General features: G+C 76.3%; 18 protein-coding genes and 1 pseudogene. 6 read left to right on the forward strand and 13 right to left on the reverse strand.

The features are described from left to right. Both ACFUMH_RS07235 and ACFUMH_RS07240 read left to right on the forward strand, forming a co-directional pair. A pseudogene (locus ACFUMH_RS07235) lies at positions 1–786 on the forward strand (hypothetical protein); the annotation flags it as partial. 73 nt (positions 787–859) lie between these two features. After that, positions 860–2,161 (forward strand): hypothetical protein, encoded by a 1,302-nt coding sequence (locus ACFUMH_RS07240; RefSeq protein WP_378202622.1) that lies wholly within the window; start codon positions 860–862, stop codon positions 2,159–2,161. A 140-nt stretch (positions 2,162–2,301) separates the two neighbouring features. Here the strand turns inward: ACFUMH_RS07240 and ACFUMH_RS07245 are convergent, their stop codons facing one another. The 5 genes from ACFUMH_RS07245 to ACFUMH_RS07265 form a co-directional block, all read right to left on the reverse strand. After that, the gene (locus tag ACFUMH_RS07245; RefSeq protein WP_378202625.1) at positions 2,302–3,765 is read right to left on the reverse strand and encodes a lipase maturation factor family protein; all 1,464 of its coding nucleotides are present in this window, start codon (positions 3,763–3,765) and stop codon (positions 2,302–2,304) included. Positions 3,766–3,930: 165 nt separating this feature from the next. Next, positions 3,931–5,646 carry a cellulase family glycosylhydrolase gene (locus ACFUMH_RS07250; RefSeq protein WP_378202628.1) on the reverse strand — a complete coding sequence of 572 codons (1,716 nt, stop codon included), beginning with the start codon at positions 5,644–5,646 and terminating at the stop codon, positions 3,931–3,933. A 285-nt stretch (positions 5,647–5,931) separates the two neighbouring features. Beyond that, entirely contained in the window at positions 5,932–6,903 is a 972-nt protein-coding gene (locus ACFUMH_RS07255) for a DUF2332 domain-containing protein (RefSeq protein ID WP_378202631.1), read from the reverse strand. A gap of 93 nt (positions 6,904–6,996) precedes the next feature. After that, on the reverse strand, positions 6,997–7,653 hold the full coding sequence (locus ACFUMH_RS07260) for a formylglycine-generating enzyme family protein (RefSeq protein ID WP_378202634.1): 657 nt from the start codon (positions 7,651–7,653) through the stop codon (positions 6,997–6,999). Between the two features lie 32 nt (positions 7,654–7,685). Continuing rightward, a complete protein-coding gene (locus ACFUMH_RS07265; RefSeq protein WP_378202637.1) occupies positions 7,686–8,102 on the reverse strand; it encodes a DUF2809 domain-containing protein in 417 nt (138 codons plus the stop codon). Positions 8,103–8,141: 39 nt separating this feature from the next. On the opposite strand from ACFUMH_RS07265, the gene ACFUMH_RS07270 reads away from it, so the two are divergent. Continuing rightward, complete coding sequence (locus tag ACFUMH_RS07270; protein WP_378202639.1) at positions 8,142–8,801, forward strand: HAD family hydrolase; 660 nt, start codon at positions 8,142–8,144, stop codon at positions 8,799–8,801. A 44-nt stretch (positions 8,802–8,845) separates the two neighbouring features. On the opposite strand, the gene ACFUMH_RS07275 is transcribed toward ACFUMH_RS07270, so the two are convergent. Continuing rightward, positions 8,846–10,831: a sigma-70 family RNA polymerase sigma factor gene (locus tag ACFUMH_RS07275; RefSeq protein WP_378202642.1), complete on the reverse strand. Its 1,986-nt coding sequence runs from the start codon at positions 10,829–10,831 to the stop codon at positions 8,846–8,848. 332 nt (positions 10,832–11,163) lie between these two features. On the opposite strand from ACFUMH_RS07275, the gene ACFUMH_RS07280 reads away from it, so the two are divergent. Then, entirely contained in the window at positions 11,164–12,336 is a 1,173-nt protein-coding gene (locus ACFUMH_RS07280; RefSeq protein ID WP_378202645.1) for a hypothetical protein, read from the forward strand. A gap of 137 nt (positions 12,337–12,473) precedes the next feature. On the opposite strand, the gene ACFUMH_RS07285 is transcribed toward ACFUMH_RS07280, so the two are convergent. The 6 genes from ACFUMH_RS07285 to ACFUMH_RS07310 form a co-directional block, all read right to left on the reverse strand. Further along, a complete protein-coding gene (locus ACFUMH_RS07285; RefSeq protein ID WP_378202648.1) occupies positions 12,474–12,710 on the reverse strand; it encodes a helix-turn-helix domain-containing protein in 237 nt (78 codons plus the stop codon). Then, positions 12,710–13,216, reverse strand: a complete 507-nt coding sequence (locus tag ACFUMH_RS07290; RefSeq protein WP_378202651.1) for a DUF2975 domain-containing protein — start codon at positions 13,214–13,216, stop codon at positions 12,710–12,712. The genes ACFUMH_RS07285 and ACFUMH_RS07290 overlap by 1 nt, the downstream gene beginning before the upstream one ends. 174 nt (positions 13,217–13,390) lie before the next feature. Then, positions 13,391–14,359 carry a hypothetical protein gene (locus ACFUMH_RS07295; protein ID WP_378202654.1) on the reverse strand — a complete coding sequence of 323 codons (969 nt, stop codon included), beginning with the start codon at positions 14,357–14,359 and terminating at the stop codon, positions 13,391–13,393. Between the two features lie 342 nt (positions 14,360–14,701). Then, positions 14,702–15,721, reverse strand: coding sequence for a glycoside hydrolase family 11 protein (locus tag ACFUMH_RS07300; protein WP_378202661.1), 1,020 nt, complete (start codon positions 15,719–15,721; stop codon positions 14,702–14,704). A gap of 149 nt (positions 15,722–15,870) precedes the next feature. Then, the gene (locus ACFUMH_RS07305; RefSeq protein ID WP_378202664.1) at positions 15,871–16,914 is read right to left on the reverse strand and encodes a polysaccharide deacetylase family protein; all 1,044 of its coding nucleotides are present in this window, start codon (positions 16,912–16,914) and stop codon (positions 15,871–15,873) included. A 288-nt stretch (positions 16,915–17,202) separates the two neighbouring features. Beyond that, entirely contained in the window at positions 17,203–17,901 is a 699-nt protein-coding gene (locus tag ACFUMH_RS07310; protein WP_378202667.1) for a TetR/AcrR family transcriptional regulator, read from the reverse strand. Positions 17,902–18,011: 110 nt separating this feature from the next. On the opposite strand from ACFUMH_RS07310, the gene ACFUMH_RS07315 reads away from it, so the two are divergent. Continuing rightward, on the forward strand, positions 18,012–18,722 hold the full coding sequence (locus tag ACFUMH_RS07315) for a DUF4386 domain-containing protein (protein ID WP_378202670.1): 711 nt from the start codon (positions 18,012–18,014) through the stop codon (positions 18,720–18,722). A gap of 44 nt (positions 18,723–18,766) precedes the next feature. Continuing rightward, complete coding sequence (locus tag ACFUMH_RS07320; RefSeq protein WP_378202673.1) at positions 18,767–19,171, forward strand: HNH endonuclease; 405 nt, start codon at positions 18,767–18,769, stop codon at positions 19,169–19,171. Between the two features lie 65 nt (positions 19,172–19,236). Here ACFUMH_RS07320 and ACFUMH_RS07325 read toward each other — a convergent pair whose 3' ends face one another. Beyond that, positions 19,237–19,959 carry a hemerythrin domain-containing protein gene (locus ACFUMH_RS07325; RefSeq protein ID WP_378202676.1) on the reverse strand — a complete coding sequence of 241 codons (723 nt, stop codon included), beginning with the start codon at positions 19,957–19,959 and terminating at the stop codon, positions 19,237–19,239. Positions 19,960–19,984 lie beyond the last annotated feature (25 nt).

Consider the following 19,984-nt stretch of genomic DNA (forward strand, 5'->3'; position numbering starts at 1 on the left):
CCCCGGATCGCCGGGGGGGCGACCGTGACGGAGCCGGTCGCCACCGCGGTCGCACCTGCCGCGGCGCCGGTGACCGCGGCGGCCGCCGAGGCGCTCGCACCCGTGACGAGCCCGGTCGCCGGCGCGGTGGCGCCGGTGACGGCGCCTGTGCTCGACGTGCTCGCCCCCGTCACGGCTCCCGTCGCCGACGCGCTGGCGCCCGTCGTGCGGCCGGTCGGCGACCTGCTCGCCCCGGTGACCGCGCCGCTCGCCCCCGTGACCGGTGCCCTGGTGCCGGTGGTGGGCGGGGCGCTCGCGCCCGTCGTCGGCGGTGCGCTGCCGTCGTCGCCCGCGGGGACGAGCGCTCCGGCGGTCCCCGCTCCCGCGCGGCCCGCTGCGACGGTTCCCGCTCCCGCGGGTGCCGTCGTGGCCGAGGTCGACGGCGCACCGACCGCGACCGGCCGGGTGCCGGCCGACGCCCTGGCCGCAGCGACCGACGAGCGCGGAGCCCGCCCGGCCGGCCCGGCGGCCGACGTGGCCCCGGCCGTCACGGCCGCGGCCGCGAACCCCGCCCCGGCGCCGTCGGGTGGTCCGCTCCCCGCCGTGCCGTCCGGCTCCACCGCTCCGCCCGCGGCGCCCGCGCCCGCCGGTGGTGCCGCCCCGACCCCCTCGGCGACGCACGTCGAGGCCGCTGTGCTCGAGGGCACGGCCCGCACCGCGGCGCTCGTCGCCGTGGGCACCCGCACGGCCGGCGACGACGCCGTGCCCGCCGGGCTGGCGCCGCGACCCGGCGCCCGCCCCGACTGACCTCCTCCCGCCCCGGCAGGACCGGTCCCCGCACCCGCGGTGACCGGCACGGAACGCGGAAGGAACCATCCCCATGAGCACGAAGAAGATCTGGACCCGCACGCTCGGCGTCGCGGGTGTGACCGGAGGCCTCGTCCTGCTGTCGGCCGCGGCCTCCCAGGCCGCGGAGGGCCCGCTCGGCGGGCTCGGCGACGGGTTGCTCGGCGGTACGCAGGTGAGCCAGTCCCACGACGCGTCCTCGGATACGACCCAGGACGCCTCGCAGGCGGCCGGCGACGCGGCGGGTGCCGCGGCCGTGCAGGCGCCGGTGACGCTGGGCGGTGTCGAGCTCGGCCTGACCACATCGTCGTCGCAGTCGTCGGGGTCGTCCTCGACGGTGACCGACGCCGACGGCGCCTCGGTCGAGCAGTCGCAGGAGCAGTCGTCGTCCGACGCCACGAACCTCGGCGTCGACCTCGGTGCGATCACCCTCGACCCGGCCGCGATGCTCGAGGGCGCCGCCTCCGGCGCCACGAGCAGCACCGACGGCGCGCAGGACGCGTCGGCCGCCGAGGGCACGGCCGCAGGTGCGGCCGCCGTCCAGGCGCCGGTCGCGATCGAGGGCCTCGCGGTCACGGGCTCGCACGAGCAGCAGCAGGCGCAGGAGTCCGAGCGCACGGTGACGACCGAGGACGGTGCCACGAGCACCACCGGCTCCGCCTCGCAGTCGCAGTCGGCGACCTCCGGCGGGCTGGTGCTCGAGGAGATCACGGCCGACCCGGCCGCCGCGCTGAGCGGTGTCGTCTCGGGCGGGGCGGCCGGCACCGAGGGCGCGACGGACGCGTCCTCGGCCGAGGGCACCCTCGCCGGTGCGGTGGACGCCGCGGCGCCCGTGCGCGTCGGCGGCCTGTCCGGAGGGTTCGACGACGCGCGCTCCTCGGAGCGGGCGACGTGGCGCGAGGTGACCGACGAGGACGGCGACACCACCGGCTCGCGCACCGAGCAGGCGGAGGCCACCCGCACGGGCGGTGCCTTCTCGACCGGGGCCCTGACCGCCGAGCCGGCGGCCGCCCTGGCCGGTGCGCTGTCCGGCGAGGCCGCGCGCCTCGACGGCCGCGACGAGGTCGCGACCGAGTCCACCGACGTCCGCGGCCTGCTCGACCTGGCCGCCCCGTTCCACGCCGACGGCCTGACCGCCGAGGGCTGGGCGGAGCGCGCCACGGCGCAGCGGACCGACCGCTGGACCACCACCGAGGGCGGCACCGCCCGCACCTCGACGTGGTCGCAGCGGGCCGACGCCGTGCACCCGGCGTTCGCGACGGGGCCGGTCGACGGCGACGTCCTGGGCTGGGCCTGGGGCCGGGTCAACCAGCAGGCCGCGACCGCGCAGCGGTGACGGACTGCGGCACGACCGCCTCGACCTGAGGTGACGTGCCACCGCGGCGGTCGGGTCGTGAGCCGGAGGGAGGCTCACGACCCGGCCGCCCTCGGCGTGCGCGGCGGCGCCCGGGTCCGCGGCGGCACGGGCCGCGGAGGTCAGCGCACCCGCGTCATCCGCGCCACCCGGGACGGGTCGACGGCGTCGATCATCAGGCCGTCGTCCTCGCGGACCCAGCGGGCCCCGGTGGCGCGCCGCTCCGCGCGCGTGGCGAACCGGTAGCGGAACAGGTGCGCGCGCACCCAGCGCGGCGGCTCGCCGTCGAACGGGTCGTGCGCGAGCAGGCGGAGGGTCGGGCGGTCCGCCTCGAGGAGCCGCCCGAGGAACGGCACGAACCAGCGCAGCTGCGCCGACGAGCCGAGCGCCAGGAACCACATCCCCCAGTCGAGGCGCAGGTGGTACGGCGCGTACTGGCGCGGCAGGCGGCGGACGTCGGTCGGCTTGCCGCGGAACTCGTACTCCTGCCACACGGCCGTCGCCGGGTCCGCGTCCCGCGTGCCCTCGACGACGACCTCCGTGCGCCGGCGTGTGATGGACCCGAACGCCCCGTACGCGTTGACGAGGTGCCAGACGTTGAACGACGCGTTCATCGCCTGCCGCCGCGACAGCAGGTTGCGCAGCGGGTGCCGGCTGATCCAGACGCACAGCGCCGTGACGGCGAGCACGACGACGACGAACCAGACCGGCGGGTCGGCGGCCGGTGCCGCCGGGGGCAGGTCCACGCCGACGAGCCCGAGCGCCCACCGCCACGACGCGTCGTCGATCGCCGCGCACGCGAGCACGATCGTCAGCCAGTTGAGCCAGGCGAAGTTGCCTGACAGCACCAGCCACAGCTGCGTCACCACCATGACGGCGGCGGCCGTCGACGCCACCGGCCCCGGCACCAGCAGCCCGAACGGCACGACGAGCTGCGTCACGTGGTTGGCGAGCACCTCGACCCTGTGCAGCGGCTTCGGCAGCAGGTGGAACAGGCGGCTCAGCGGGCCCGGCATCGGCTGCGTCTCGTGGTGGTAGTACAGCGCCGTCAGGTCGCGCCACGCGGGGTCGCCCCGCCACTTGATCAGCCCGGCGCCGAACTCGAGGCGGAACACCAGCCACCACAGCAGCGCCAGGACGGTGACGGGCGGCGCGACGTGGTCCGACCCGAGGAACGCCACGAGGAACCCCGCCTCGAGCAGCAGCGACTCCCACCCGAACCCGTAGAACACCTGCCCCACGTTGACGACCGACAGGTACAGCGCGAAGAGCAGCAGGAACGCGAGCGCCGGCACCCACGGCGGCCCCTGCTGCGGCAGCCCGGCCACGAGGGTCAGCGCCACGACGACGCCGACCCACCCGACGACCACGACCAGCCGGTCGGAGAACCACCGGTGGAACAGGCTCGGGGCCGCGCGGAACGGCACGCGGGCCGTGAACGCCGGCACGGGCAGCAGACCGCGCTCGCCCAGCAGCGGCCGGAACTGGTGCAGCACCGCGACGAACGCGAGCACGAACACCGCCGCCACGCCGCGCTGCAGCACCGCGCGCGCGACCGTGTACCCCTCGGCGTCGAACCACTCCACGGCGCCTCCCGCCCGCCCGACGTCCCCGCCGTCCAGCGTGCCCGCGGGGCCGCCCCCGCGCGCGCCGAGGTCGCCGGTCCGTCGGCGAGGTCGCCCGTGACGGGCGGCGACCTCGGGACGGGACCGGCGACCTCGGCGGCGTCGGTGCCGGGTGACGGCCGACGGTCAGCCGGCGGTGCCGGTGGCCGTGGTGCCGGTGACGTCCGTGCCGCTGCGGGTGACCGTGTAGTCCACCGTCCCCCCGCTCCAGAAGTGGAACGTCAGGCGCACGGGGGCGCCGTCGGTGACCTCGGCGAAGAACGCCGGGCGCAGGACGATGCGGCCGTCCTCCGGTGCGAACGTCACGTCGAACTCCTTGAAGGACGTCCACGAGTGCGGGCCCGCGTTCGAGCCGTCCGCGTAGCGGGCCTCCATCGTCGCGAGGCGGTCACCGCGGAAGTCGGTCGGCACCGCGAAGTCGTCGACCGTGCCGGTGGCGTCCGCCAGGACGGGCTCGTCCGCCGCGACGACCTCGACGCGCCACGGCAGACCCTTGCCGAACCGGACCTCGAGGACGGCGCGCGTGCCGAACGCGGCGTCGGGGCCGACGACGCGCTGCAGCAGCGCGGCCGGCAGCGTGAGCGTGTCGCCCTCGAGCCGGTACTCGCGGTCCCTGAGGCGGCGGCCGTCGAGCCGGACGTCCTTCACGCGGTTGCCGTTCGGCTGGAGGGTGATCGTCTGGTCCGTCACGGCGCCGGGCGTCACGAACACCTGGTCGGTCGACGCGGTGCCCGAGCGCCGCTTCCAGCTCTCCGCGATCTGCGCGAACAGCGCCGGGTCCTGCCACGCGAACGTGGTGCGGTCGAGGTGCTGGCCGTTGTCCCACAGCATCGTCGTGACGCCGGTCGTGCGCGCCAGGTGCCCGACGTGCTCGAAGAACCTGAGCTTCTCGCCCTGCTCGATCGTGCCCGTGTGCCGGTCGAACCCGAGCAGGCCGTACTCGCCGAGGATCACCGGGACGCCCTGCGCGACGAAGGAGTCGTGCACGCGCTGGAAGGTCCCCTCGGTGTCGGCCTGGGCCGTCGCGTCGTAGCGGAAGCCGCCCGCGACGTTCACGCTGAACGGCCAGTAGCCGTAGTAGTGCACCGTGGCGGCGAGGTTCGGGTCGTCGAGCGCGTCGAACGTGGCGGTCAGCGCGTCGAGGCGGCCCTGCTCCGCGTTGGTGTGCAGCGTCGGCAGGACGAGCACGCGGTCGGCGTTGCGCCCGCCGGTGGCCCGGACGATCTCGTGGAAGCGCACGTTGAGCTCGTCGAGCAGCGCGTACGCCGTCGCGTCGTCGACGCCCGCGAACTGCGGCTCGTTGACGCTCTCCAGCAGCAGGCGGTGCGAGTGGTCGCGGAAGCGGTCGGCGAGCTGCTGCCACAGGGCGTCGTACTGCGCGACGACCTCGTCGTGCCGGGTCGGCATCTGGTTGATCCACTGCCAGGAGTCGTGGTGCACGTCGAGCAGCACGTACAGCTTCTCGTCGAGCGCCATGTCGACGACCTCCTCGACGCGGTCGAGGAACACCGGGTCGACGGCGTACTCCGGCGCCGGGCCCTGGTGCTGGCCGAACGTCACGGGGATGCGGACGCTGTTGAAGCCCGCGTCCTCGACGGCGTCGAGCAGCTCCTCGGTCACGCGCGGGTTGCCCCACGCGGTCTCGTCCGGGCCGACGGCGTCGAGCGTGTTGCCGAGGTTCCAGCCGGGCTGCATGGCGGCGACGGTCCGCTGCGCGGCCGTCGGCTTCGGGGCGCGGGCGGACGCGGCGTCCGGTGCCGCGGCGGCCGGTGCGGCGAGGCCGGCGGCCAGCGCGGCGGTCGAGACGAGCGCGGTGACGCTCGCCCACAGGCGTCGGTTCACGGGTGCTCTCCTTCGGGCACGGGGGCGGCGGTGCCCCCGGCGGTGCGGGCGACGGTGCCCGCGCGCGTCGACGGATCGGCCGTCGAAGCGCTTCGATCGGAGTGTACGGATCGTCGCTGATGTCCGGAACCCCCGAACCGCTTCGCGGGTGCCACCCGTCACCGTCCCGCCCTGGCCCCGTCGAGGTCGCCGGTCCGACGCCGAGCTCGCCTGCCCGGACCGGCGACCTCGCCACGCGACCGGCGACCTCGGCGGGTCACGTGCGGTGGCGTGGCCGGCCGGTGGTCACCGGAGCGCCGTCAGCGCGGCGCCGTGCGGGTCGGCGAGCGCCCGCGCCACCCCGTCGACGGACACCACGAACCGCGCGCCCGGCGCGACGGCGACCGGCAGGGGCAGGTCGAGCACGCGGGCACCCTCGTTGCTCACCCAGTGCCCGGGCAGGGCGCCGACCATGTCCGCGAACCGGGCCCGCGCCGCCGCGTCGAGGTAGGCGAGCACGGCGCTGTGCAGCACCACGAGCGTCGCGTCGGGCGGCGCCTCGGCGGCGAGCGCGGGAAGGACGTCCAGCAGGTCGCCCGCGACCACGCGCGGCGGGGCGGCCCGGGCGACGGCGAGCGCGGCACGCAGGCGGGACCGGCGCGCGTCGTGCTCGGGCCAGACGAGCGTCTCGAGCCACGCGCACGCGTCGTCGTCGGTGACGTCGACGGGCGACAGGTCCACGCCGGCGCGCCACGCGACCTCCGGCACCCGGCCGGGCGCCGCGACGCCGTCGAGACGGCACGGCAGCACGACCGGCGACGGCCCGTCGGCCGGGTCGAGCGCCGTGCCGTCGTCGTACCGGTAGGAGTAGCGGTCCGGCAGGAGGCACAGCCCGGCGGCGGCGCCGACCTCGAGCAGCGCCAGCGGCTGCGGCAGCGCCGCGAGGAAGGGCAGCAGCACGGCGCACCGCCCGGCCTCGTTGGTCTGGGTCGCGCGCGCGAGCACGGTCGCGCGCACGTCCGGCCACGTGCCGAGCAGCGTCGCGCGCAGCGACCCGTACGTGCCGGTGGCGCCGTGCCACCGCGCCGCGGCGAGGACGAGGTTCGGCTGCCGCTTGCCGGGCGGCAGTCCGGCCAGCAGCGCGAGCACCTCCGGGTCCTGCGCGACGCCGGCCGCCCAGTCGGCGTAGGTCGGCGAGGTGTCGTGCGCCTCCCGCTCCGCGAACGCCCGGTAGGCGTCGGCGAGGCGGGCGCGGCCCGTGTGCACGTCGGGGTCCATCGCGTCAGCGTCGCAGCCGTGGCGCGACGACCGCCACGAGGTCCGCCACGGCGTCCGCCGCGACGACCGTGCCGACGCCCGGCGGCGGGGCGGTCACGCGTCGCGGACGACGCGGAAGCCGACGTCGTCGATCGACAGGGTCGGGTGGCTGCGGCGGCGCACCGACGCGCGCACGCTCCAGTGCTCGTCGAACCAGCCGCCGCCGCGCAGCACCCGGTACGAGCCGTAGACCTCGGGGTCGTACAGGTCCCAGCACCACTCCCACACCAGCCCGAGCGTGTCGTGCAGCCCCCAGGCGTTCGGCTGCTTCGTCCCCACGGGGTGCAGGCGCTCGCCCGACGTGCCGCGGTACCAGGCGATCGCGTCCAGGTCGCCGTAGCGGGGGCCGGTCGTCCCGGCACGGCAGGCGTGCTCCCACTCCGCCTCGGTGGGCAGGCGGTACCCGTCGGCGCCACGGTCCCAGGCGACGTGCTCGCGCGCCTCGTCGACGTCGTAGCAGGGCGGGAGGCCGTCGCGCACGGACAGTGCGTTGCACAGGCGCACGGCGTCCCACCACGAGGCGCCGACGGCGGGGAGGGCGGGGTCGGTCGCGGCGTCGTCGCGCAGCCCGGCGAGCTGGCCGCTCGTGACGGGTGCGGCGCCGATGCGGAACGCGCCGACCGGCACGTCCCACGTGCGCTCGCTGCGGCGGTCGGAGAGCCGCACCCTCCCGGCGGGCGCGTCGACGAGAGGGATGTCGGCACGAGGCACGCGCCGACCGTAGCGGTCCGCGACCGGTCCGCTCACCCGGCCCCGGCCGCCGTGCCGGTGCGTCGTCGCGCGCCGGCGTCCGCCGCCGCGACCACCACGACGCCGGCCGCGTACGCGAGCAGGTCGGTGGCCACGAACGTCGAGCCCAGCACGTACGCCGCCGGCGGCCACGCCGCGACGACGGCGGCCGGCGCGCCCGTCAGCTGCGCGAGCTCCACGGCGACGCACGCGCCGAGGGCGACGGCCGCGGCGACGGACCACCGCACGCGCGGCGCCGCGAGCAGCACGAGCACGTGCACGAGCGCCGCGTACAGCGCCCCGCCGGCGAGGTCGGCGGCGAGGGCGTCGCCGCGCGAGACGACGAGGCCGGTGACGAGCACGCCGGCCGCGGCGACGAGGAGGGGACCGCGGCGCCGGGCGGGTGCGTCGGCACGGCGTCGGGTGGGCACCGGCGGACCGTACCGCCACCGGCCGGTAGCGTCCGGGCCGTGCTGCGCGCCGTGCTCGTCGACCTGTACGGGACGCTCGTCGCCGACGACGACGTCCTCGTCGCGGACCTGTCCGCACGGCTGTCGGCCCGGGCCGGGGTGCCGGTCGCGGACGTCGCGGCGGCGTGGCACGCGCACCAGTGGGCCGCCGGCGACGTCGCGCACGGGGACGCGTTCCGCACGCTGGCGGACCTGACGCGCGCGACGCTCGCGCACCTCGGCGCCGCGTTCGCCGTGCCCGTCGACGTCGAGGCGGAGCTCGCCGTGCTGCGGGCGGCGTGGCGCCGACCGGCCCTGCTGCCGGACGCCGCGGCGTTCCTCGCGGGGCTCGACGTGCCCGTGTGCGTGGTGTCGGACGCCGACCGCGCGGACGCCCGGGCCGCGCTGGCGCTGCACGGGCTGCCCGTCCGGGAGGTCGTGACCAGCGAGGACGTCCGCGCCTACAAGCCGCGGCCCGAGCCGTTCCGGCGCGCGCTCGACCGGCTGGGTGTCGACCCGCGGGAGGCCGTGCACGTCGGCGACTCAGGGACGGCCGACGTCGGCGGGGCGTCGGCGCTGGGCATCCCCACCGTGCACGTCGACCGCGGCGGCCGGGGTCTGCCGCCGGGCGTGGTCGCGTCGACGGTCGTCGGCTCGCTGGCGGCGGTGCGGCTGCCCTGACCCGGCGGGCGGACCGCCTCCCGGGCCCGTCGACGCGTGCCCGGTCAGCCGCCCGCGGCCCGGTACGCGACGCCCGCCTCGGTCGGCGTCGACGCGTCCCGGTACAGGCCGAACTCGACGCTGTCCCCGACGGCGGGCAGCCCGAACCACGCGTACCGCTCGACGTACGGGCGCTCCTGCATGCCCGCCGTCGTCCCCTCGATGAACGCGGCCGCCTGCGCGCCCGTCGGGTGGCGGGGACTGCCGGCGAAGTTCATGAGCCCGTACTCGGTGACCCAGACCGGCAGGCCGTAGCGCGCGTGCACCGCGTCGACGTAGCCCAGCAAGTGGTCCACCGCCGCCGGGCCGAAGTCGGAGCCGTACCAGTGCAGGGTGATGAAGTCGACGCGCAGGCCGCGCTCGCGGGCGCCGGCCAGGAACCGGTCGAGCCACCCGCCGGGCACGTCGCCGCCCCACGCCACCGCCGGGCTGCCGAGCCGCATGCCGGTCGCCTCGAGGCGCGGCCACAGGTCGAGCGCCTCCTCGACGCTCATGGCCGACTGCTCCCCGAGGTCCGGCTCGTTGAAGCCGAGCAGCACGTCGCCCTCGCCGCGGGCCTGCGCGAGCGTCGCGTCGGTGACCGCGTCGCGCCCCCAGATCATCGGGACGAACTCCACGTCCGCGGGGCGCGGGGTGCGGTCGTCCGACGGGGACCAGTTGTAGAACCACGACGCGCCGACGTCGTCGAGCGCGCCCGCCGTGTGCGGGAACTCCCACGTCCCGACGCCCTTCTTGCCCGACGTCGCCGCGGGCGCCGGCACGGGCGGTGCCACGGGCGCCGGCTCCGGTGCGGGCGGCGCGGGCGGCGGCGGTGCGGCGGGTGCGGGGTCGGGCGTGGGCGTGACGACGGGGCCGGGCGTGACCGCCGGCTCCGGCGACGTCGTGACCGGGGCAGGCGCGGTCGTCGCCGTCGGCACGACGGCCGCCGCGACGGGCACGTCGGACGTCACCTGGCCCGACGCGACCGCGGTACCGCCGGCCACAGCGCCCGTGACCAGCACCGCCGCCACGACGCGTCCGACCGTGCCGACGCCGGCCAGCGCGCCCAGCAGCCCGCCGGACCCGCCGGCTGCGGCGCCCGTCGCGCCGCCCGTCGCGCCGCCCGCGACGGCGCCACCCGACGCACCACCCGACGCGCCACCGGACGCCCCGCCCGCGACCGCACCGCCGCCCGCCGCCGCACCCGCCGCGGCGTGCACCGCGCCGCTCTCCGCGAGCCGCGCACCGAGCGCGGCGAGCACCGGCCCCACCGGCACGAGCGCCATGCCGCTCAGCAGCCGCTCGGGCGCGACGAGGCCGACCCGCACCACGCCGCACTGCGGGCAGCCGCGGGCGTGCCGGGCGACCCGCTTGCGCCACAGGACCGACGGCCGCCCGTCCCACGTGGCGGTGACCTCGGCGAGCGCGGCGCAGGCGGGCGCGGCGGCGAGCGCCCGCACGACGACCCGCGCGGTCTCCAGCTGCCCCTTCGTCCGCTGCACCCGGACGGCGGCGTGCGGGCGCGACACCCCCAGCGCGCGCACGACGTCGTCGCGCGTGAGGTCGCCGGACGCCTCGAGCCACCACAGCGCGAGCACCTCGCGGTCGCCGGCGTCGAGCCACCGCGTGGCCTCCGCCGTCTCCCGGCGCTGCCCGGTCAGCTCGAGCCGGGCGACCGTGACGTCGGTGAAGTCCGGTCCGGGGTCGCGGACGTCGTCGGGCAGCGGCCCGCCGGGCCCCTGCCGGAGCGCGCGGTGCCGGTCGCGCACCTGCCGCACGGTGATCGCGACGAGCCAGGACCGGAACGAGGCGGGATCGCGCAGGTCGCCGAGCCCGCGCAGCGCCCGCAGCATCGTCTCCTGCACGACGTCGTCGACGTCGGCGTGCCCGCCGAGCGCCCGGCCGGCCACCGAGTAGACGAGCGGCAGGTGCTCGGCGACGAGGCGGTCGACCGCCGCCGGGTCGCCGGCGCGCGCGGCGAGCACCGTCGCGGTGCCCGAGGGGTTCGCCATGAGCCTGTGGACCTCTCCGTGGGTATCAGCGGCGCGGACGCCACGACAGGGAGACGGGCGGGTGGGTGGGGGATAACAGGAAGTGCCGGCGGGGCCGGTGGTCACGGTAGCGACCGGGCCCGCCGCCACGTGCGGGCGGACGCCGGCGGTCGGTACGGACCGACCGGCGGCGACGAGCCACCTGGCGACCGTCGGAAAGCGCACTCCGAAACGATTCAAGCCCCTGCCTCCCACTCGCGTCCGGCCCTACCGTCGTCCCCGGCCGACCGGTCGCGGACGCCCACCGACGCGCGTCCCGCCCCGCACCGGCGGCCCCGACGAGAGGTGACCGCATGCCGTCCGCCCCGCTCGCCCGACCCGCCCGCCGGCTGCGCACGGCGTCCCTCGCGGCGCTCGCCGCCCTCGCGACGGCCGCGTCGTCGCTCGTCCTCGCGCCCGCCGCCCACGCGGCGCCCGGCACCAGCTGCACGGGGTCGACCGTGCACGGCTCGGCCGTCCAGGACGGCGGCACGTGGCGCGCCTACCGCGGCACGCGCGAGCTGTGGTCCGGCGCCGACATGCGCACGGCCATCCAGCGCGCGATCGACGGTCTCGACGCCGGGCGCACGAGCAAGCAGCGCGTCGTCGTCAACGGCAGCGGCACCATGAGCGCGAACGCCCGCATCACGCTGCCGAGCCACACCGCGTTCGAGTCCTGCGGCACGATCCACGTCAGCGGGTCCGGCTCGGGCAACGTCGCCGGCATTTACATGCGCGGCGTGCGCGACATCGAGGTCGCCCGCGTCGCGATGACGGGCACGCCGGTCTACGGCATCTTCGCCCGGAACGTCGACGACCTGCGCCTGCGGGACGTCGACATGCGGCTGTCCGGCGGCGGCATCGGCGTGCGCATCGACAACCACGGCGACCGCAGCCGGTTCGCGCGCAACATCAGCATCGACCGGGCGTACGTGTCCGGCGCGGGGTCGCACGCGGTCGAGACGTACGGCGTCGACGGCTTCACGCTCGGCACCCTCACCGCGCGCGACGTCCGCGAGTCGGGGCTGCTGCTCAACCAGACCATCAACGCGCGCATCGGCACGGTCGACGCCGTGAACGCCGGCGCCGGCACGGGGTACGCCGCGTTCCGCATCGCCAACCGGGCGGGACGCGTCGGCAGCTCCTACCCGACGAACATCGAGGTCGGCACGGTCCGCGCGAGCGGCGGCGGCCGCGGCATCTTCTGCGTGTCCGAGAGCGGCGGGCTGCGCGTCGACCGCGTCGAGCTGACGAGCACGGGCAACAACCCGGTGCTCATCGAGAACTGCACCAACGTCAGCCTCGCCACATCCGGCGGCACCGTCTCCCGCGGCGACGTCCGCCTCGCGGAGCGGTCCGAGTTCCCCGGCAACCGCGACATCACGCTGCAGAACCTCACGCTCACGAACGGCGCGCGCGTCGTCGAGAACCCGTGCGCCGACAACCTCGTCGTGCGGAACGTCAGCGGGCCCGTCGCCCGCTGCTGACGCGTCGACGGCCGCACCCCTCGGCGGCCCCGACAGCCCACGCGACGCCCCGGCCGCACCCCTCCCGCGGCCGGGGCGTCGACGTGCCGTCGTCCGCCGGGGTCGCGACGGCGCGGGCCGCGTGCGCGCCGCGGCGGTCAGCCGGCGGGGTCGCCGGAGCGGGGCGCGCTGTTGGGCTCGTGCCGCAGCAGGTCGCCGGGCTGGCAGCCGAGCGCGTCGCAGAGCGCCTCGAGGGTGGTGAACCGGACCGCCTTGGCGCGTCCGTTCTTCAGCACCGCGAGGTTGGCGGGCGTGATGCCGACGCGCTCCGCGAGCTCGCCGACCGACATCTTCCGGCGCGCGAGCATGACGTCGATGTCGACGACGATCGGCATCAGATCACCTCGTCGAGCTCGGCACGCAGCGTGGTGGCGGCGGTGTCCAGCGCGACGGCCTTGGCGAGCAGCGTCCGCAGGATCAGCACGAGCAGCCCGATGCCGAGGAACCCCGCGCCGACCACCCCGAGCATGAGGACGACCCCCGGCGGCACCGCCTCGCCCGGCGCCAGCAGCGCGCCCAGCAGCAGGAACAGCAGGCACTCCGCCACGGCCGCCCCGACGACGACGTCGACCCACCGGAACGCGCCCCGCGAGAACACGGTGTCGCGCCGCACCATCGTCAGCAGCTGCCACACGCACACGAGCGCCACCTGCACGCACGCGACCATGAGGATGCTGATCACCAGCACGGGCACGCGCAGGTGCTCGAGCGCCCCCTCCTCCTCGGGGACGTCGGCCAGCACGCTCGGCAGCATGAACGTCTGCAGCAGCAGCGTCCCGGCGAGCACCACCACGACGACCGCCCGCGACGCCCACACGGCGACCTTCCCCAACCCGACCATGACCCCTCCTCCTATCGAGAAACGATAGAAACCTATCGCACACCGGTGCGCCAGGTCGACCCGGCCACGTGCGGCCGCGACCTCGTCACTCCGGTGCCGACCTCGTCACGAATACCCGACGAGGTCGGAGCAGAGGTGACGAGGTCGCCGCCGGGCTCTGCCGTGACCCGTGGCTCAGGCCGGAGGTGGGTGGAGGTGGGGGCGGGCTGTTCGTGGGGCGTCCGGGAGGGCGGCGCGTAGGCGGGCCTCGAACGCGCCGACGTGCCGGCGGTCGTGGGCCGTGACGCGCACGACCCGCCATCCGGCGTCCTCGACGGCGAGCTGGCGCCGTCGTTCCCGACGCAGTGCGGCGACCGCGTCCCGGCCGTCGGCGCCGTACTTCTCGGCGCCGTCGTACTCGAGCAGCACGCGCCACGCGGGGTACCCGAGGTCGGCCCAGTACCGGCCGTCGCCCGTGTCGACGGGGACCTGCGTCTCGGGCACGGGATGGCCGAGGCGGAGGACCGTCCAGCGCGTCCACGTCTCCCCGGGCGACTCGGCGCCGCCGTCGGCCACCTCGAGCACGGCACGCGCCCGCCGGACGCCGCGACGGCCACGGGCAGCCTCGAGCAGCGCCAGCATCACGTCGCGGTCGGCGCCGACGTGGAGGGCCGCGTCCGCCACCACCAGCGCCGCGTACGGGTGCAGCGCGGTGGCGCAGTCGACGGCCGTCCGTTCCAACGTGGTGACGCGGTGGCCCCGGTGCATCGTCGTGTGCGTCGCCGGCACGTCGACGACGTGCCGTACGACGTCGCGAGCACCGTGCGACGTGGGGTTGCTCGCGCTGACCGTGTGGGTGACCTCCGGCACGGCGACGAGGGGCAGGCCCCAGACGAGCGCGGCTGACTCGCGCAGCAGCAAAGGGGGCCGCGGCGAGGTGCGGCGCAGAGCCTCCAGCCGGGCGAGGGCCATACGGCGGTCGGCGCCGGGGACGTCGGAGAGCCACGCCGCGTCGACGTAGGCGCCGTGGCGTACGCGCACCCACGTGCCGTCCCGCACGCGCCGCTCGACGTCGGTCCGAGGATGCTGCCCGGCGAGGTGGACGGCGGGCGGCGCGGTCGGGTCGAGCTGCACGGATGACGGCGGTCCGGGACGGCGAGGCATGCGCTGAGGCTCCCGCACCGGCCCCCTTCCCCGCGGGCCCCTGTGGACGACGCGGGGCGAGCCACTGCAACCCGCCGCGAGCTCGTCACCTCTGCACCGACCTCGTCACACAGCCCTGACGAGGTCGGCGTACATCTGACGAGGTCGGCGGGTGGTGACGGGGGCGCGTGGTGAGGCGGGCGGACGGGGGCGGTCGCTGGAGCGGTCGGCGGGTGGGGCGACGTGTGGTGCCCGGCCGGACGTGCGACCGCCCGGTCCGCGAGGAGGTGCGGACCGGGCGGTCGGGAGGGGCGGGCTGCCGGTGCGAGGTGAGGGGGGCGACCGGTGGCCCGTGTGAGGGCGTCAGCGCGGCGAGCAGATGCCCGTCGGGGTCCAGTTCAGGTTCTGGCTGCCCTTGTAGTAGGTGACGCCGAACGAGGAGTTCCCGCTGCCCGTGAAGGTGTTGCCGTTGCGGCTGGCACCCCAGGAGCTCTGGATCGACTGACCCTGGTTCGGGTACACGGTCACGGCCCAGTTGCCCGGGGCCGACACGTTGTAGGTGACGTTGAAGCGGTCGCCCCACTCCTGCGTCTTGGTGGCCGTCGCGGTGCAGCTGCCGCCGCCACCCGTGTTGCCGCCACCACCCGTGTTGCCGCCACCGCCGGTGTTGCCGCCGCCGCCGTTGGAGGTGCCCTCCCACACGGTGATGTTGGAGGAGCCGGCGGACTGGTACCCCTCGGTCGCCATGACCATGTAGTAGTGGTTGCCGAGGTTCATGCCGGCCCGGGCCCACGCGTCGAAGTGGTTGCCGGTGGTGATGGTGCCGCCCGTGCGCTTCTGCTGACGCACCGACCAGTACTGGTAGAAGGTCGCCGTCCCGTCGATCGACGGCTGGTTGACGCGCTGCGTGCGGTAGATGTCGTACGTGCCGCCGTCCGAGGTGACCGTGCCCATGTGCGTGCCGGTCGGGCGGTACGTGCCCCAGTTCTCGACGATGTAGTACTCGACGAGCGGGCCGCGGGTCCACCCGTAGAGGGTCAGGTAGGAGTTGCCACCGGGGTTGAACGTGCCGGAGTAGGACACGGTCTTGCGGCCACCGGGGTTCCAGCCCTTGCCACCGACCCAGTTGTTGATGTTGGACCACTGCGAGCTGTACTGCCCGGCGTTGCCCAGCGTCATCGAGACGTTCCCGGAGTCCCGCCAGAACGAGTAGAAGAACCCGTTGTGGGTGCCCTCCCCGTTGTTGGTGAGGGTCTGGGCGGCGGCCGGGGTGGCCGAGGCGGCGAGGCCCGCGGCCACGAGGGCGGTGGCCGCCGCGCCGGCGAGGACGGCCCGCAGGGGCCGTCGGGTGCGCGCCCGGGGCGCGGTGAGTGTCGTGCTCATGCGTGTGCACTCCTTAGTGCGTAGGTGGTGCGGATCTGCATGTCGGTTCACCGGTGGAGGGGAACCGGTGGAAGGGGAGCCGGGACGGGGGCGGCCGTGCGCGCCCCGTCCCGGCGCCCGGTCTGCGGGGGCGTCGGCCGGCGGGTGGGTCAGCGCGGCGAGCAGATGCCCGTGGGGGTCCAGCTCAGGTTCTGGCTGCCCTTGTAGTAGGTGACGCCGAACGAGGAGCTGCCGCTGCCCGTGAAGGTGGTGCCGTTGCGGGTGGCGCCCCACGCGCTCTGGATCGACTGGCCGCTGTTCGGGTAGACCGTGACGCTCCAGCTGCCCGGCGCCGACACGTTGTAGGTGACGTTGAAGCGGTCGCCCCACTCCTGCGTCTTGGTGGCCGTCGCGGTGCAGCTGCCGCTGCCGCCGCCGGTGGGCGGGGGCGTCGTCGGGGTCGTCGGCGGCGGTGTGGTGGTGCCGCCGCCGGCGGGGGCGACGACGCGGCCGGTGCTCGACGAGATGTGCCCGGTGCAGAGGTTGCGCGAGCGCAGGTCCTGCAGGATGCCGGGCAGCGCCTGGACCGTCGCGGACGGCCAGTCGTGCATGAGGATCGTCTGGCCGTTGGTCAGGCGCGTGGCGGCCTGGCGGATCGACGCGGCGCTCGCGTTGTTCCAGTCGTTGGAGTCGACGTCCCAGGTGACGACGCGCAGGCCGAGGGACGACGCGACGGAGCTGACGGTGCCGTTGATCTCGCCGTACGGCGGCCGGAAGACGGTCGGCGTGACGCCGGCGGTCTGCTGGATGGCCTGCTGCGTGCGGGAGAGCTGCGACTGCACCTGCGACTGCGACTGCTGGACGAGGTGCGGGTGGTCCCAGCTGTGGTTGCCGATCTGCAGGCCGGCATTCTTGTACGCCTGCATGAGCGAGGCGTTGTTCTGCGCGTTCTGCCCGGTGGGGAAGACGGTCGCCGTGGCGCCGTACTGGCGCAGGGTGCTGATGATCTGGTTCGTCGTCCCGGAGGTGGGGCCGTCGTCGAACGTGAGGCCGACGTAGCCGGCGGAGCAGCTGGACCCGGTGATGGCGGTCGCGGCGGGGGCCGCGGCGAGCCCGCCGGCGAGCACCGCGGCCGCGGCGGCGGTGCCGAGCACGGCGCGCACCGGGCCGGGCCGGCGTCGCCGGGTGCGAGGGCGGGCGAAAGTGTCGGTCATCGTGCACTCCTTCGTGCCGACGGAGGGACGTACGGCTGCCGCGGCCGCCGGCTCGCGGGGGGCGAGGCGGGCGGCGCCGACACGATCCCGGCGGGGCCCGAGCCGCCGTCGAAATCGATATCGCAGTGAGTGTGCAGACCCGGGTGAGGGTGTGTGAACACCTCGTTACGGTGACGAAAGGTTTAAGTCACCGTGATGGGTCATACCGACCGCCGCGGGAGCGTGACCACACCTTGTGACTCCATTCGAGTCGAAACTATCGGTGCCCGCGCGGTCCCCGCGGCCTCGTCAGCCCGCGTCCGCGGACGAGCTCCAGCCCGCCGCGTGCAGCCGCTCGACCCCGTCGAGCAGCAGGTCGAGCCCGAACTCGAACTCGAACCGGTCGTCGCACCCCGCGCCGACGACCGACCCGGCGTCGTGCGGCCGGCTCGTCGCGACGGCGACCACGTGCGGGAACGCGGCCGCGAGCTGCGCCGCGACCGCCGAGCTCGGCGCGGGCGCGGGGCCGGGCCCCGGCTGGTGCAGCTCCTGCGTGAAGCCGAACGCGCGGCTGCCGAGCGCGTGCATCGCGTGGTGCACGAGGTCGACGGACAGCCCGCCGCGCAGCAGCACGGCGATCGTCGCGTCGGTGTACGCGAGGAGGACGGGCGTGGGCGCGGCCTGCGCCTCCAGCACGCGCCGGGCCCACGGGTGCCGCAGCATCGCCTCGCGGGCCGCGAGCACGCGCGCGCGCAGCGCGTCCTTCCACCCGGCGTCCGCGGGGGGTGGCGCGATGCCGGCGACGACGAGGTCGACCATCCCGTCGAGCAGCTGGTCCTTGTTGGCGACGTGCTTGTAGAGCGCCATCGGCACGACGCCGAGCCGCTCGGCCAGCCGGCGCATGCTCACGGCGTCGAGGCCCTGCTCGTCGGCGAGCTCGACGGCGGTGCGCAGCACGCGCTCGCGGCTGAGGGGTGCGCGTACGGCGCGCCCGTCCTGCTGGGCCATCCGGGTCACCTCCGCGCTCCGGCCACCCGACATCTTGACGGGTGTACACCGTACACCTAGCCTCCTCGACACGAGGTGTACGCCGTACACCCCCGATCCCGGGAGCACCCATGTCCTCGAACCGGCCGCACGCCGTCTCCGCAGGCGTCCTCTTCCTCGTCGCCGCCGCCGCGTCCATCCCCGCGCTGGCGCTGTACCAGCCGGCGCTCTCCGACCCGGACTACGTCCTCGGTGCCGGCGCCGACGGGCAGATCCTGATCGGCGGCCTCCTCGAGGCGGTCACCGCCGCGGCCGTCGTCGGCACCGGCGTCGCGCTGTACCCGCTGCTGCGTCGCGCCACGCCCGCCGCCGCGGCCGGGTACCTCGCCGGACGCGTGCTCGAGGCCGCGATGATCGCCGTCGGGATGGTGGCGACGCTCGCCCTCGTCACCCTGCGCCAGGAGATCGCCGCGGGCCTCGACCCCGCCGGTGCCGGCGCGGTCGCGCGCGCCCTCGTCGCGCTGCACGACTGGACGTTCCTCGCCGGTCCGGGCCTCGCGATCGGCGTCAACACCGCCCTGCTGGCCTGGGCGGTCCGCCGTGCGGGTCTCGCACCGCGGTGGATCTCCGCGACCGGCCTCGTCGGGGGGCCGCTCGTGCTGGCCTCGTCCACCCTGATCTTCGTCGGCGCGTACCCCCACGCGTCGGTGCCCGGCTTCCTCGCGGCCGTCCCGGTGCTCGTGTGGGAGCTGAGCCTCGCCGTGCACCTGCTGCGCGCGGGGCGCCGGACCGCGCAGGACCGGCCGGCCGCCGTCCCCGCACCGGTCGACGCGCACGCGTGAGCCGCCGCGGTGCCGGTGCCCGGCCGGCGACGTAGCGTCGACGGATGACCCCGGGCGAGCCGCGCCAGGCGCACCGCGCCGAGCGGCTGCGGCTCGCCGTCGAGCGGGACGGCGCGCGCTGCGTGTGGTGCGGGCGCGCCCTCGGCGGCCTCGTCCCGCCGACGCGCGAGCACCTCGTCCCGCGCGCCAAGGGCGGGCCGTCGTGGCTGGAGAACGAGGTGCCCGCGTGCCGGCGGTGCAACGGGCAGCGGGGGCACCGCGCGGTCGTCGAGTGGCTCGAGGAGTGCGAGCGGCGCGGCTGGTCGCCCGACGTCGGCGCGGTCGAGCGGTCCCTGGACGCCCTCGCGCGGGCCATCGCGGAGCGCGGCGGGCAGCGGCGGGCGCGCGAGTACGTCGTCGGGCAGCAGCGCCGGCTGCGGCGGCGGCACGCGGGGTCGCGGGACGCCTGACCGGGTGCCGGGCCGGCAGGGCCGGGTGCCGGCGGCGGCGTCGAGGCCGGGTGCCGGCGGCGGCGTCAGGCCGCCGACGCCGCCACGCGCGTCGACGGGTCCTCGCCGATCCGCAGCAGCGGGACGCGCTCGATCACGTGCCCGACCGACCCCAGGCCCCGGCTCGTCGCCCGCAGCGCCGGCCGTACGCGCTGCGGCGCGTGCGGCACGACCGCGTCGGCGACGTCCCGCAGCCGGTCGACGACCGACAGGGGCAGCGCCGAGATCACGTTGCCCGGCGGGCGGCGCGCGACGACCGGGTGCGCGCGGGTCGGCGCGACCCGCCGCACCACCTCCCACAGCAGGCCGAGCCGCACCAGCTGCCTGCGGTCGGTGACGGCCTGCAGCCGCGGGAACAGCTCGTCCTCCTCGTCGCGGACGTCCTCGCGCAGCACGGCGGCGAGCCGGTCGAGCAGCGGGCCGCGCGCGGGGTCGTCCGGGGGCGTCCGCTCCAGGCGCGTGACGATCTCGTTGACCTCCTGGTGCTCGCGCTCGACCTCGAGCGTGAGCGCCTCGCCGTCGGGCAGGACGCGCCGCATGAGCGGCCACAGCACCGACTCCTCGGCGAACGCGTGGGGGAACACCAGCCGGTACAGGCGCAGCAGCACCTGCTGCTGGCGCTCGCCGGTCGCGCCGTCGAGGTCGTGCAGCAGCCGGTCGAGGTGGACGTGGTCCGCCCGCTGCCGGGACAGGACGCTCAGCCGTCCGCCGAGCTCCGCGACGCTCTGGTCGGCGATGGACGCGTGCATGGCTCCTCCTGCTGCCGGTGGCGAC

Origin of the sequence: Cellulomonas sp. NPDC057328 (assembly GCF_042667215.1) — a bacterium.
Classification (GTDB): Bacteria; Actinomycetota; Actinomycetes; order Actinomycetales; family Cellulomonadaceae; genus Cellulomonas.